Consider the following 14,820-nt stretch of genomic DNA (forward strand, 5'->3'; position numbering starts at 1 on the left):
TTGATAAAAATTGACACTATGAAGAAAAATTATTTTTTAGTATTCATTTTTATATTTCAATTCAGTTTTTCTCAAATTGAAGATGCTTGGGTATATTTTAATGATAAACCGAGTGCAAATTCATTTTTAGGAAATCCTCTATCTATGCTAACCCAAAGAGCATTAGATAGAAGAGCAGCTCAAAATATTTCTTTAGATATTACAGATGTTCCTGTAGAACAATCTTACATTACACAAATAACAGCTGTTCCAGGAATTACTGTAATGGCTAAATCAAAATGGCTAAATGCTCTTCATATACGTGGGACTCAAGCTTCTATTCAGTCGTTAACAAATTTGACTTTTGTTTCACATGTGCGATATGCAAATCATGCTTTAAATCCTACCGGCCGAGTTGTTTCAGCTCAAAATAATAGTTCAAGTGCAAAAAACTGGAATGTACAAGTAAATTACAACTACGGAACATCAGCTAATCAAATAGAAATGCTAAATGGTCATTTATTGCACCAACAAAATTATACTGGCCAAGGTAAAATAATCGCAATATTAGATTCGGGATTTACTGGCGTTGATACTGCTGCGCCTTTCCAAAGTTTGCTTACAAATAATCAAATTTTAGGAGGATATAATTTTCCAGATGCCAATTCAAATTATTTTACACGTCATAATCATGGTACTATGGTGCTTTCCTGTATGGGAGGAAATGTAAACGGACAGCTAGTAGGTACAGCACCTGATGCTAACTATTATTTATTTATTACAGAAGATGTAAATTCAGAAAATCCAGTGGAAGAATCCTATTGGGTAGAAGCTGCAGAATTAGCCGATTATTATGGTGCAGATGTTATTAATTCATCATTAGGTTATTTTGAATATGATAATCCAAACTATTCCTATCAATATGCAGACATGACAGGAATAAAAACATTTGCAGCCAGAGGAGCTAATATGGCTTTTCAAAAAGGTATAGTAGTTGTTATAAGCGCAGGTAATTCTGGTGCTACATCAAATCCTCATATAGGTACACCTGCAGATGCTATAGGTGTCTTAACGATTGGCGCTGTAGATAGTAACGAAGCCTATGCTTATTTTAGTTCCATAGGGCCATCTTATGATAATAGGGTAAAACCAGATGTGTGTGCAAAAGGTTTAAATGCAACTATTAGTACAACTACGGGTTCTATAGTAACGGGAAGTGGAACTTCATTTTCAAGCCCCATTATGGCTGGAATGGTAGCGTCTTTTTGGTCAGCTGTTCCTAACTTAACAGCAGCTCAAGTGGTTCAGTTTGTTAAGCAATCAGCAGATCAATATAATAGCCCAACACCTCAAAAAGGCTACGGTATTCCAGATTTTCAATTGGCCTTAAACAATGCTATGAATATGGAAATAATAGAAATTTCAAATGATTTTTATATTTACCCAAATCCAACAACTGACTTAGTTTTCTTTCATATCGAAGACGCTTCTGATAAAGGAACAATTTCTGTTTATAATGTAATGGGACAATTAATTTCTATTAAAGAATTTGAAAGGTCTTATAATGCATTTATTGATGTGGAAGATTTTAAAACAGGGGTTTATTATTATACATTAGATGCAAAAAAATCCCATAAAGGAAAAATAATTAAAAAATAGTGAATAGAATAACTCAATTATTTGGAATAAAATACCCTATCATTCAGGGAGGAATGATTTGGAATAGCGGTTACAAATTAGCAAGTGCTGTAAGTAATGCAGGTGGGTTAGGATTAATAGGAGCAGGGTCTATGTATCCAGATGTCTTACGTGAGCACATACAAAAATGTAAAAAAGCAACTAATAAACCATTTGGGGTTAATGTTCCGATGCTATATCCAAATGTGGAAGAAGTAATGCAAATACTCGTAGAGGAACAAGTTAAAATCGTATTTACTTCCGCAGGAAATCCAAAGACTTGGACACCTTTTCTTAAAGAGCATGGCATTACAGTTGTACATGTGGTAAGTAGCTCAAAATTTGCTTTAAAAGCACAAGAAGCTGGAGTAGATGCTGTTGTTGCCGAAGGGTTTGAAGCAGGAGGTCATAATGGAAGAGAAGAAACAACAACATTGACTTTAATTCCTATGGTAAAAGAGAATATTGAAATACCCTTAATTGCAGCAGGAGGAATTGCAACAGGAAGAGGTATGTTGGCTGCAATGATTTTAGGTGCCGACGGGGTACAAATGGGAAGTCGTTTTGCAGCTTCAACAGAGTCAAGTGCTCACGAGGCATTTAAAAAAACAATAATTGAGACGAATGAAGGAGATACGTTAGTTACATTAAAAGAATTGGCACCCGTGCGATTGATAAAAAATAAATTTTTCAATGATGTGCAAAATGCCTATGCTAATTGTGCATCTATAGAAGATTTAAAACACTTATTAGGAAGGGCAAGAGCCAAAAAAGGAATGTTTGAAGGTGATTTAGTGGAAGGCGAGCTTGAAATAGGTCAAATTGCGGGACTTATTCATGACATACAACCTGTAGCGGTCTTAATAGAAAATATTATGGCTGAATTTGAATTAGCCAAAGCTTCAATACATAATTATAATTTTTAATTTTAATGACACCAATGAAAAAAATAATTTTAGCCTTATTTGTGATTTTTCTTTCACAAGTTGCAGTTGCTCAGACTTATAAATTCAAAACTACAGGTTTTTCTGTTTCAGAGAAAACTAAAAAAGGTTGGTCAGAATGGACTAAAACTCAACCGACAGAATTATTCATTAATTTAGATAGAGACAAGAATCGTTTTGTTGTTTATTCTGAAATTATTCAACTGTATAATATTTATAAATATGAAGATAGAGTTGAAACAGCAACTGGTTTTTCAAATAAATATTATTGTGTAGATAATGAAGGATTAGATACAGTAATTACAGTCGTTACTCCCAAAGAAAAAGCAACTTTAAAGCAAATTTACATTGCTAATGATGAAATGATGATTCAGTATGATTTAATTTATTTAGGCGAAAACAAATAAAAATTGCGTTATTCTGTTTCAAAATATATTCAAAATGTAGCTGTTTTCAAAAAACAACTTATGCATTGGGCAAATCAATTTGATACATGCATCTGTTTAGATAGTAATAGAGAACAAAATTTAAACCAGTTGTATGCTTCATATGATTTGGTAGTTGCAGTAGATGCATTTACGTCTATTCAAACCGATTATGAAAAAGCATTTGAAGAATTGCATATTTATCAATCCATAACAAAAGATTGGTTGTTTGGTTATCTTTCCTATGATTTAAAAAATGATATTGAAGAACTCGCTTCAACAAATTTTGACGGTTTACAATTTCCCGAATTGTTTTTCTTTCAACCTAAGAAAATTTTTTTAGTAAAAGGAAATGAGGTAGAAATGTTGTATTTAAATATGTGCGATGATGAATTAGAATCGGATTTTGAAGAGATTTCAAATTTTCAGACTGATTCATTAATGGATAAAAATAATACATCTTTAGAAATTAAACCTCGAATTTCTAAAGATGTCTATCTAGAGAAAACGGCTAAAATGCTACAATACATTCAAGAAGGTAAGGTGTATGAGGCTAATTATTGTATGGAATTTTATGCTGAAAAGGCTACCATTAATCCATTAGCGGTGTATTATAAATTAAATGAAATTTCTTTTCCTCCATTTGCAGTATATTTTAAGAAGCATCAGCATTTTGTAGCTTCTGCTTCGCCCGAACGTTATGTAAAGAAAAAAGGAACTAAAATTATATCTCAACCTATAAAAGGAACGGCCAAAAGAAGTACAAATGTCGAAGAAGACGAACGCTTAAAAGAAAATTTAAGTAAGAATAGTAAAGAATGTTCAGAAAACATAATGATTGTTGATTTAGTGCGAAACGATTTGTCACAAACCGCTACAAAAGGTAGTGTCGTAGTTGAAGAGCTTTGTAAGGTATTTACATACAAACAAGTCCATCAAATGATTTCAACAATCGTTTCAGAAGTGAGTTCGCAAACCGCACCCGTAGAAATTTTACGCACAACCTTTCCAATGGGTAGCATGACAGGGGCTCCAAAAATTGCCGCAATGCAGTTTATAGAGGAATTAGAAGAAAATAAAAGAGGTTTGTACAGTGGAGCCATTGGCTATTTTACACCAAAAGGAAACTTTGATTTTAATGTGGTAATTCGAAGTATTTTGTACAATGCTAACAATCAGTATTTATCGTTTTCTGTTGGGAGTGCTATAACTTCTCAGGCTATTCCAGAAATGGAGTATGAAGAATGTATGCTTAAAGCTAAGGCATTATTTGAAGTTTTAAATTAATAACATGATAAACGCTGTACATAAACATATCAAATCTAATCTGCCTTTTTTAATGAAAAGTAAATTGTTACTGGCTGTAAGTGGAGGGTTAGACAGTATGGTTTTGTTAGCTATCATGCAGCAGTTAAAATTGAATATAAGTGTAGCACATTGTAATTTTAGTTTAAGAGGAGAAGAGAGCGATGCAGATGAAGAATTCGTAAAACATCAAGCAAATAGTCTAAAAATAGCTTGTTTTAGTAAACGGTTTGACACTGAAAAGTATGCCCATACAACTAAAAAATCTATACAAGTAGCAGCGCGTGAGTTACGTTATCAATGGTTTCAAGAACTTGCTTTAAAACATGGATATGATTTTGTTTTAACGGCTCATCATTTAGATGATCAAGTGGAAACTTTTTTGATTAACTTTACTCGAGGTACAGGTTTAGAGGGTTTAACAGGGATAAATGAAGTAAATGGTATTGTTGTAAGGCCCCTTTTGCCTTATTCTAGAGAAGAATTAACGGCTTATGCTATTCATAATGCTATTTCTTGGAGAGAAGACAGTAGTAATTCATCAGATAAATACCTTAGGAATAGAGTAAGGCATCAAGTAATTCCAATTTTAAAAGAACTAAATCCTAGCTTTTTAAACGCATTTAAACAAACCATTTCACATTTAAGAGAAGCCGAAAATGCAATCGATAAAATTTCAAGTTTTTATTTCGATAAAGCTATAAAAAATACAGAAAATCAGTTAATTATAAATATTTTAGAATTAAAAAAAATACCAAATTATTCTTTTTATTTGTACCAATGGTTAAAAAAATATGGTTTTAAAGCTTGGAACGATATTGCAGAATTAGTAGAAGCTCAATCAGGAAAACAAATTTTTTCCTCCACACATGTGTTGCTGAAAAATAGAACCGAATTAATTGTTGCTAGAATAGAGCCATCAAGTTCTGAAACGTATGCTATAAATACCATTGATTCAAGTGTGAATTTTCCGTTAAAATTAGTCTTGTGTAACCAAAGTAACATACCTACATTAGATAAGAACACTATATTTGTAAATGCAGACGTACTTCAATTTCCTTTAACAATTAGAAAGTGGGAAGAAGGAGATTATTTTTATCCTTCAGGAATGCAAGGAAAAAAGAAAGTAAGTAAGTATTTTAAAGATGAAAAGTTATCCTTGTTTGAAAAACAATCTATTTGGATTTTAGAGAGTAATAGTCAAATAGTATGGATAATTGGTCACAGAGCAGATGCACGATTTATGTCAAAAAATGAAACTATAAATACAATTAAAATAACCTATAATAATGAGAAAAGTATTTAGTATAATAGCCTTAGTAGTTGTTTTATTTGGAACAGCCCAAATTGTAGAGCCAGTAAAATGGTCTGCAAAAGTAGTCAAACTATCAGAAAGTGAATTTGACTTAATTACATCTGCAACAATTGAGGAGGGTTGGCATTTATACTCACAATTCACACCTGATGGTGGCGCAAGACCGTTGATTTTTAATTATAAAAATCAGAAAGGAAATTATCAATTAATCGGAAAAACAAAAGAAAGTAAATACAAAAAGACCTTTAATGAGATATTTGAAATTGATGAGTATTATTTTATAGGTTCTGCAACATTTACACAACGTATAAAAGTTATAAATACGAAATTAAAAAATATTGTTGTTTTTGCAGAAGGTCAAGCTTGTATAGAAGGTAAATGTGTACCTACAGAAACTAATTTACAATTTTCATTACCTATAGAGGCAACAAATACAGTTGCTACTACTGAAACAGTAGTTCCAGATTCTAGTACTTCCACTTCTAATCAACGTATTGAAGTAAAATCAACAAAAAAAACAGCTACTAATCAGTCGCATACACCTGAGAAAAATAAAAGTTTATGGACAATTTTTATTTTGTCTTTATTAGGAGGATTTGCAGCTATTTTGATGCCTTGTATTTTTCCAATGATTCCTATGACGGTAAGCTTTTTTACAAAACAAAGTAAATCAAGAGCTGAAGGTATAAGAAATGCTATATTATATGGTTTATCTATTATACTCATCTATGTCCTACTTGGTTCTGTAATTACAGCTGTTTTTGGTCCAGAAGCATTAAATGAATTGTCGACTAGCGCTACATTTAATATTATTTTCTTTGGGCTTTTAGTTGTTTTTGCCTTATCTTTTTTAGGTGCTTTTGAAATTGTTTTACCTAGTTCATGGGCTACAAGAATTGACTCTAAAGCGGACAAAGGGGGAATAATAGGTATTGTTTTCATGGCGTTAGCCTTAGCTGTTGTTTCGTTTTCTTGTACAGGACCTATTGTAGGGACGTTATTAGTTGAATCTTCTAGAAATGGAGGGATGGCACCTATAGTAGGAATGTTTGGTTTTTCATTAGCCATTGCATTGCCATTTATGTTGTTTGCTATGTTTCCAGGATGGTTAAATTCAATGCCAAAATCGGGTGGATGGCTAAATACCGTAAAAGTTTCATTAGGTTTCTTAGAGTTAGCCTTTGCGTTTAAATTTTTATCAAATGCCGATTTAGCCTATCAAAAACATTGGCTAGAAAGAGAATTGTTTATCGCCATTTGGATTGCTATTTTTACCGCTTGGGCCTTGTATTTATTTGGAAAATATATGTTACCGCACGATTATGAAAAAGCAGATAAAATAGGGGTAGGAAGACTAACGATGGCCATAATTGTAACAGCTTTTACAGTTTACATGATACCAGGATTATGGGGAGCACCTTTAAAAATTTTAAGTGGCTTAACTCCTCCTTCAACATACAGTGAAATCCCACAAGGCATCAATGGTACTACTCAAAATACTTCAAAATCAGATTTACCTGAACATGCGCATCTAGGACCTCATGGAATCATTGCCTTTGAAGATTATGAAGAAGGATTAGCCTATGCCCAAAAAGTAAACAAACCTATTTTGTTAGATTTTACGGGAGATAATTGTGCAAATTGCAGATTAATGGAAGATAAAGTTTGGTCAAAGCCTGAAATTTTACCGCTAATTAAAAATGAATTAGTTCTAATTTCATTGTATTGTGACAGAAAAGTTCATTTACCAAAAGATAAGCAATACATTTCTAAAACTACTGGAAAAGAAGTTATTACAATAGGTAATAAATGGACTGATTTTCAAATTACAAGGTATGCTAGTAATGCCCAACCTTTATATGTAATTTTAAATGCTAAAGGTGAAGATGTGTCAAAACCAATTGCTTATACTACTGATGTTCAAGAATATAAAAAATGGTTGGAAGACGGAATTACCTTAGCTAATAAAAAATAGATTTTTAAATTGAAATTAAAAAGACCTAACAATAATTTACTGTTAGGTCTTTTCTTTAATCTTCATCTTCTATTTTTTATTTTTTATTTAATTCATATTTCATTTGTTCAATGTATTTAATAAATCGAGAATCTTTATCAATACTTGTTTTTTTAATCCATTGATTGAATTTTTCAATATTTTTTTGACGGAAATATTCTCCTAGAATGTTGAATGCATTTTCGCCATTATAAGTTTTATCTGTAATTTCATTGATGATTTTATCATAAGTATTAATAGCATCTTCTAATTGTCCATTATGAATTTGAGCATATAATAATTCTTTATAGATATAAGCACTTGTAGGGGCTTCTACAAGTGCTGATTTTAAAATTACTATAGCTTTTTCAAAGTTACTTAAACAATTATATGAGAAGCCTAATTCAACTTTTAAATCTTTAAAATTCGGATTAATTTTGTAGGCTTTTTCAAGAAAAGTTAAAGCTGTTTGACATTCATTCCACCCATTATACATATATCCCCATTTATATAATCTTTCAATTGAATTTTCATTCGTTTTGTAAAATTTAAGCCATTCTGGGACTGCTTCAATTTGTAAGTCTTTGTAAAATGATTCTGGAACAATACTAACTTTAACACTATTTGGTTGTAAGCGATATTTCATTGCACCTTTAATATCTTTTTTTTCCAATATTATTTTACCATTGGCATCTATTTTAAAAGAACCAGAATAATCCAAAGTTAATCCAGCCTGTTCATCAATATAAATAAATCCAAAGCTATGGTAACCTAAAGAATCAGAAGTAAATGCAACCCATTTATCTTCACATTCGGTGAATTTTTTATTAAAAATTAGTTTGTCTTGTGAAGAAGCAAATAAACTAATAAATAAAAAAAAAGTTAAAAATTGTGATTTCATTTTTATATAATTTCTATAAATTTATAAAATATTGTGAAATTAAAAAAGTTATTTTTAATTTATTTTCTTACATTTGTACCCGTATAAGCCAATAAAAATTTATAAGCCATGTTAGTAAAAGTCTTCGGTAGCGCCGTTTTTGGTGTAGATGCCACAACCATTACTGTAGAAGTAAATATTGATAAAGGAATTGGATACCATTTAGTTGGACTGCCAGATTCTGCCATCAAAGAGAGCAGTTATAGAATTGCTGCCGCCCTAAAAAATAATCAGTACGAACTTCCCGGAAAAAAAATAACCATTAATATGGCTCCTGCCGATTTACGTAAGGAAGGTTCTGCTTATGATCTTACGTTGGCTATTGGTATTTTAGCGGCGTCAGGTCAAATTCAGCCCGATAAAGTGGGTCAATATATCATTATGGGAGAGTTGTCGCTTGATGGTGGTTTGCAACCTATTAAAGGTGCATTGTCAATTGCCATTAAAGCTAAAGAAGAAGGATTTACAGGAATTATTTTGCCTTTTCAAAACGTAAAAGAAGCTGCTATTGTGGAAGGGTTAGATGTCTATGGTGTAGAAAATGTACTTCAAGTAATTGATTTTTTTGAAGATAAAGGAAATTTAACTCCAACACGAATAGATACGCAAGCAGAATTTACAAAAACACTAGATTTTTCAGAGTTTGATTTTTCTGATGTTAAAGGCCAAGAAGGTATTAAGCGTTGTATGGAAATTGCTGCAGCAGGTGGACACAATATTATATTAATTGGGCCACCGGGAGCAGGAAAAACAATGTTAGCTAAACGTTTGCCAAGCATATTGCCACCTATGTCTATGCAAGAGGCATTAGAGACAACTAAAATTCATTCTGTAGCAGGTAAAATTAAAGATACGGGCTTACTAACGCAAAGACCTTTTCGTTCTCCACATCATACAGCCTCAAGTGTTTCATTAGTTGGTGGGGGAAGTTATCCGCAACCAGGAGAAATTTCATTGGCACATAACGGTGTATTATTTTTGGATGAATTGCCCGAATTTAAACGAGAAGTGTTAGAAGTTATGCGCCAACCTTTAGAAGATAGAGAAGTAACAATTTCAAGAGCTAAATTTACGATTACTTATCCTTCTTCTTTTATGTTAGTAGCGAGTATGAATCCAAGCCCTGGTGGATATTTTAATGACCCAAATGCTCCCGTTTCAACATCTCCCATGGAAATGCAACGTTATTTAAGCAAGATTTCAGGGCCTTTATTGGATCGTATTGATATTCATATTGAGGTAACTCCAGTTCCTTTTGAAAAATTATCTGATACAAGAAAAGCAGAATGCAGTACTGAAATCAGGAAGCGGGTAACATTAGCTAGAGCTATTCAAACAGCACGTTTTGAAAACTACCAACATATCCATTATAATGCACAAATGAGTAGTAAATTAATTCGAGAATTTTGTGCTTTAGATGATGTTTCTCTTCAATTATTGAAAACCGCAATGGAGCGTTTGAATTTATCCGCACGAGCGTATGATAGAATATTAAAAGTATCGAGAACCATTGCAGATTTAGAAGGATCACTTTCTATTGCTTCTCACCATATTGCAGAAGCCATTCAGTATAGAAGTTTAGATAGAGAAGGTTGGTTAGGATAAAAAAAAGCCCAATCATATTGGGCTTATGACTTTATACTACTTAATTTCTTTTAAAATTACTTTACCCGTATTGTTTTTATCAATGACTAGTAAGGCTAAAGGGCGAGAAGTATACGTTTGTTTAGTTCCTTTACTTATTTTGTAAGAAACGATTATGTCTCCCATGGAACCCAGTGCTACTCCTGTAATTTCAATTGATGTGTTGTAATTTGTTGCTTCTTTTGAAATAGCAATTACAGTTTGTTTGGTAAAGTCAATGGAGGTTGGTTTTCCGTTCGTACCCATAACTGTTGCAGCGCCAAAATAGGAATCAAATTCTTTTTGAGATGTAATTTTGGTTTTTACTTTTTTAACTGTATTCTTAATGAAATAATTATGTAGTTGTACATAATCAATTTTACCTAATATTGGAGGTGTAGGCGTTGTATTTTCTTCATTTGTTTTAGCATCTAAAAAGTTTTCAGATGCTTTAAAAATTTTATATTTAACGATAAAATTAGCTGGAACATAAACTATAATAGGAAGCTTACTATTGTATGCTATAATTTGTGAAGGCATATGTATGAATTTTTTAGTTAATTCATTATTCATGCAACCCATTAATGTTGATGTCATTTTTCCTTCTGATTTTACCTGATAATATGTATAACCCCAGCCTTCAAGGTTGTTTTCTTGAATAGTGCCCAATAATGTATGATAATTGCAATCTACTGTTGCTTCTATTCCTATAAATAATTCTACTTTAAAATTTACTTCATTACTTTCCGTAGGAAGTTCTATATATACTTGCTTATATCCTGATTCAGGCTTGGGAAACATTTCTAAATTAGTTTTGTCATTCCCTTCTTGGGCTTTTAGTAAAGATGTAAGTAATAAACCACATGCTAAAATAAGTTTCATAGTTAACTTCATTCTTTTGTGCATAAAAATTATTTTGCGAATGTATTAAAAATACGTCTTACAAAAAGTACTTACACATCATTATGTATTGAAATTTTTTTAGAAAAACCGTGGTGAAACTACACGAGTGGGTTTAAAAATTTCGTATCTCAAAAATACTTCGTGAGAACCTTTGTTGAAATGCGATAATCGTGTGGTTTCTTGATCATATCCATAGCCTAAAAACCAACTAGTTGAAATTTGGAACCCAATTAAACCACTTACGGCAGACCCCATTCTGTAAGAACCTCCTATAGTTAACTTATCTTGTATTAAAAAATTAGCATTAATATCTAATTGAAAAGGAGCGCCTTCCGTCACTTTAAATAAAAAGGACGGCTTAAATTTTAAAGTGGGGTTGATGGTAAAAATATATCCTGCTAAAAAATAATAATGAATTGATTTTTTATTAATTGAAATTTCATTATCAGTATAGTATTTGGTTTTAATGAAATTAGGAACAGAGAATCCAGTAAAAAAACTATCTGAATAATAATAAATACCAGCACCTATATTGGGTGATATTTTTCTATTTAAATTTTGAAATTCTGGATCATTTTGCTGAAATATATTTAATTTGTTTGCATCTAAACTATAAAAGTTAGCACTTGTTTTTAAACCAAATGCCAATCTTGAGGTTGTACTAAATTGTATATTATAAGCCATATCTGCAGAAACTACATTTTCTGTTGTGGCACCAATATTGTCATTTGAAAATGAAAGTCCAATTCCTATCTGATTTTTGAATAGCCCGCTATTCAAAGCAACTACATTTGTAATAGGTGCACCATCTTGACCTAACCATTGATTTCTATGAAGCAGGAATATAGATGTAGTTTCTCTGCTTCCTGCATATGCAGGATTAATGGCTACAGTATTATACATGTATTGTGTGAACTGAGAGTCTTGTTGAGCAAAACTTATCACTCCAAACAAGCAACATGTAATATATAGACCATATTTCAGCATAAAATTTCAATAAAATTACATCAAACGTACATAATTTTTATTAAAGTGAGATATAAAAATTAAGATATAAGAATTTATTAGAGCTAAAATAAATAATTTTTGTAAATTTAATTTTTACAAATTGGTACGCTATGAAAAACTTAATTTTAATTCGTCACGGAAAATCAAGTTGGGAAGCACCGCTTAGTGATATAGACCGACCTTTGTCTGCAAAAGGCATAAAAGACGCCTTGTATATTTCATCGGAAATTCTTTCAATTTTACCCAAAAAATATTTAGTTTGGAGTAGTATTGCCAAAAGAACACAAGAAACATCCTATATTTTTGCCCAAAACATGCAATTTCCAATAGAAAATATTATTTTTCGGAATGATTTATATACCTTTGATGTCAGTCAGTTAACAAAAATAATTAAAACTTGTGATACGAATATTGATAACTTAATTGTTTTTGGTCATAATGATGCAATTACTAATTTTGTAAATCAATTTGGTAATAATAAAATAGAGCATGTTCCTACATCAGGATTAATTCATATTCAATTTGAAACAACTTGTTGGCAAAAAATAAAAAAAGGAAAAATTGTAAATTTATTTTTTCCTAAAAAAATAGAGCGATACAAATAAGCATGAATACATACATTGATAGAGAAAAAAGTTGGTTGACTTTTAATGCAAGAGTTTTACAAGAAGCAGCAGATCAAACAGTTCCGTTATTAGATAGATTACGATTTTTAGGTATTTTTTCAAATAATTTAGATGAATTTTTTAGAGTTCGGTATGCTGCAATTAGACGAATGAGTCTAGAAGGCATTGACACTAAACCCATTCTGGGAGCAATTACTGCAGACCAATTACTTAAAGATATTACAGAAATTGTTATTGAACAACAATCTGAAAGTTTGCGCATTCTAAACGATATAGAAAAAAAGCTTGAAAAACAATGCATTTATATCATTAATGAAAAGGAAATTAATAAGGAACAAGAAGTCTTTATTAAAGATTTTTTCTATCAAAAAGTAAGTCCAGCGTTAGTAACAATTATGTTAAATGACTTGCGAGAATTTCCACTTATAAAAGATACTTCGGGTTATTTAGCTGTTAAATTAGCGATGAAACCGAGTTCCAATTCATTGGTCTCAAAGATATTGAGTCCAAAAGAAGTTCGTTATGCTATTGTAGAAATCCCCAAGACAATTAATCGTTTTGTTGTTTTACCTTCAACTAATGAAAAGCAATATATCATTTTATTAGATGATGTAATTCGTTATAATCTACACACTATTTTCAATATTTTTGACTATGAAAGTATTTCGGCTCATATGATTAAAATTACGCGCGATGCACAATTAGAATTTGATAGTGATTTAAGTAAAAGTTTTATCGAAAAAATTTCTGATAGTGTAAAAGAACGTAGAGTAGGAGAACCCGTGCGTTTTGTGTATGATCAAGATATTGAAAAAGACACATTAGATTTTTTCTTAACACGTATGAAAATTGACAGTTCGGATTCTATTATTCCTGGCGGACGTTATCATAATAGACGTGATTATATGGATTTTCCAAATTTAGGAAGATATGATTTGTTATATAAACAAAATGTAGCTTTACCCGTACCAGGATTAGACTTAGATGGTAGTTTATTAAAACGAATAAGTGAAAAAGATTATATTTTACACGCGCCCTATCAGTCATTTTCTTATGTAATTCGATTTTTGCGTGAAGCTGCGCTAGATCCAAAAGTGCAATCCATTAAAATTACGTTGTATCGATTAGCAAGTAATTCTCAAATTGTAAGTTCATTAATTAATGCAGCTAAAAACGGCAAAAAAGTTACTGTACAAATTGAACTTCAAGCTCGTTTTGATGAAGTAAGTAACATACTTTATGCCCAACAAATGCAAGAAGAAGGTATCCAACTTATTTTTGGTGTGAAAGGATTAAAAGTACATAGCAAATTATGTGTGGTGGAACGTGTTGAAAATGAGGTTGTAAAACGATATGGTTTTATTTCAACAGGTAATTTTAATGAAAATTCAGCGAAAATATATACCGATGTAACCCTATTTACCAGCGACAATAGAATTTTAAAAGATGCTTCAAAAGTTTTTGAATTTTTTGAAGTGAACTATAGAGTTCACCGTTACAAGCATTTAATTGTTTCTCCTCATTATTCTCGTGCGCGTTTTGTAAAGTTAATTGATAAAGAAATAAAAAACGCTTTAGAGGGCAAACAAGCCTATATCAAGCTAAAAATGAACAGCTTGTCTGATTATAAAATGATTGATAAATTATATGAAGCAAGTAAAGCAGGAGTAAAGGTTCAATTAGTAATTAGAGGTATTTGTTGTTTAATTCCAGGGGTAAAAGGGATGAGTGATAATATTCAAGCGATTAGTATCGTGGATAATTATCTTGAACATGCTCGGGTGTATATTTTTTGTAATGATAATGATCCTGAAATTTATATTTCCTCGGCAGATTTTATGACTCGTAATTTAGATGCAAGAGTTGAAGTTACTTGTCCGATATATGATGAAGAAATTAAAAAGGATTTATTAGATACATTTGAAATTAGTTGGAAAGCGAATGTAAAAGCAAGATTACATTCCGACAAATTTGATAATAAATATAGAGTTCGGACAGAAAATGAACGCGTTTTTAGAGCGCAACAAGAAATGTATATCCATTATCAAAATCAACTCGAAGTTATTTCAGAAATAGTATAGA

12 protein-coding genes are annotated in these 14,820 nt (G+C 31.3%); 9 read left to right on the plus strand and 3 right to left on the minus strand.

All coding sequences use genetic code 11. The features are described from left to right. The first annotated feature begins 18 nt into the window (after window positions 1-18). The 6 genes from RF683_RS04445 to RF683_RS04470 are packed head-to-tail and all read left to right on the plus strand — an operon-like array spanning window position 19 to window position 7,620. Entirely contained in the window at window positions 19-1,638 is a 1,620-nt protein-coding gene (locus RF683_RS04445) for a S8 family serine peptidase (protein ID WP_309532991.1), read from the plus strand. Beyond that, window positions 1,638-2,582: an NAD(P)H-dependent flavin oxidoreductase gene (locus RF683_RS04450; protein WP_309532992.1), complete on the plus strand. Its 945-nt coding sequence runs from the start codon at window positions 1,638-1,640 to the stop codon at window positions 2,580-2,582. Before RF683_RS04445 ends, RF683_RS04450 begins: the two co-directional genes overlap by 1 nt. A gap of 14 nt (window positions 2,583-2,596) precedes the next feature. Further along, complete coding sequence (locus tag RF683_RS04455; RefSeq protein WP_309532993.1) at window positions 2,597-3,007, plus strand: hypothetical protein; 411 nt, start codon at window positions 2,597-2,599, stop codon at window positions 3,005-3,007. 3 nt (window positions 3,008-3,010) lie between these two features. Further along, the gene (locus RF683_RS04460; protein ID WP_309532994.1) at window positions 3,011-4,312 is read left to right on the plus strand and encodes an anthranilate synthase component I family protein; all 1,302 of its coding nucleotides are present in this window, start codon (window positions 3,011-3,013) and stop codon (window positions 4,310-4,312) included. Window positions 4,313-4,316: 4 nt separating this feature from the next. Beyond that, window positions 4,317-5,636, plus strand: coding sequence for a tRNA lysidine(34) synthetase TilS (tilS, locus tag RF683_RS04465; RefSeq protein WP_309532995.1), 1,320 nt, complete (start codon window positions 4,317-4,319; stop codon window positions 5,634-5,636). After that, a complete protein-coding gene (locus RF683_RS04470) occupies window positions 5,620-7,620 on the plus strand; it encodes a protein-disulfide reductase DsbD family protein (RefSeq protein ID WP_309532996.1) in 2,001 nt (666 codons plus the stop codon). The genes tilS and RF683_RS04470 overlap by 17 nt, the downstream gene beginning before the upstream one ends. Window positions 7,621-7,696: 76 nt before the next feature. Here RF683_RS04470 and RF683_RS04475 read toward each other — a convergent pair whose 3' ends face one another. Further along, window positions 7,697-8,539 (minus strand): tetratricopeptide repeat protein, encoded by an 843-nt coding sequence (locus RF683_RS04475; RefSeq protein WP_309532997.1) that lies wholly within the window; start codon window positions 8,537-8,539, stop codon window positions 7,697-7,699. Between the two features lie 108 nt (window positions 8,540-8,647). Here RF683_RS04475 and RF683_RS04480 point away from each other — a divergent pair, with 108 nt between their 5' ends. Continuing rightward, window positions 8,648-10,183 (plus strand): YifB family Mg chelatase-like AAA ATPase, encoded by a 1,536-nt coding sequence (locus RF683_RS04480; protein WP_309532998.1) that lies wholly within the window; start codon window positions 8,648-8,650, stop codon window positions 10,181-10,183. 36 nt (window positions 10,184-10,219) lie between these two features. On the opposite strand, the gene RF683_RS04485 is transcribed toward RF683_RS04480, so the two are convergent. Further along, window positions 10,220-11,083, minus strand: a complete 864-nt coding sequence (locus RF683_RS04485) for an ecotin family protein (RefSeq protein WP_309532999.1) — start codon at window positions 11,081-11,083, stop codon at window positions 10,220-10,222. Window positions 11,084-11,182: 99 nt separating this feature from the next. Then, on the minus strand, window positions 11,183-12,091 hold the full coding sequence (locus RF683_RS04490; RefSeq protein ID WP_309533000.1) for a PorP/SprF family type IX secretion system membrane protein: 909 nt from the start codon (window positions 12,089-12,091) through the stop codon (window positions 11,183-11,185). A 131-nt stretch (window positions 12,092-12,222) separates the two neighbouring features. On the opposite strand from RF683_RS04490, the gene RF683_RS04495 reads away from it, so the two are divergent. Next, a complete protein-coding gene (locus RF683_RS04495; RefSeq protein ID WP_309533001.1) occupies window positions 12,223-12,717 on the plus strand; it encodes a SixA phosphatase family protein in 495 nt (164 codons plus the stop codon). Window positions 12,718-12,719: 2 nt separating this feature from the next. Beyond that, window positions 12,720-14,819 carry a polyphosphate kinase 1 gene (gene ppk1, locus RF683_RS04500; RefSeq protein WP_309533002.1) on the plus strand — a complete coding sequence of 700 codons (2,100 nt, stop codon included), beginning with the start codon at window positions 12,720-12,722 and terminating at the stop codon, window positions 14,817-14,819. Window position 14,820: the final 1 nt, after the last annotated feature.

The sequence above is a fragment of the Flavobacterium sp. 20NA77.7 genome (genome assembly GCF_031326205.1).
Taxonomy (GTDB): domain Bacteria; phylum Bacteroidota; class Bacteroidia; order Flavobacteriales; family Flavobacteriaceae; genus Flavobacterium; species Flavobacterium nakdongensis.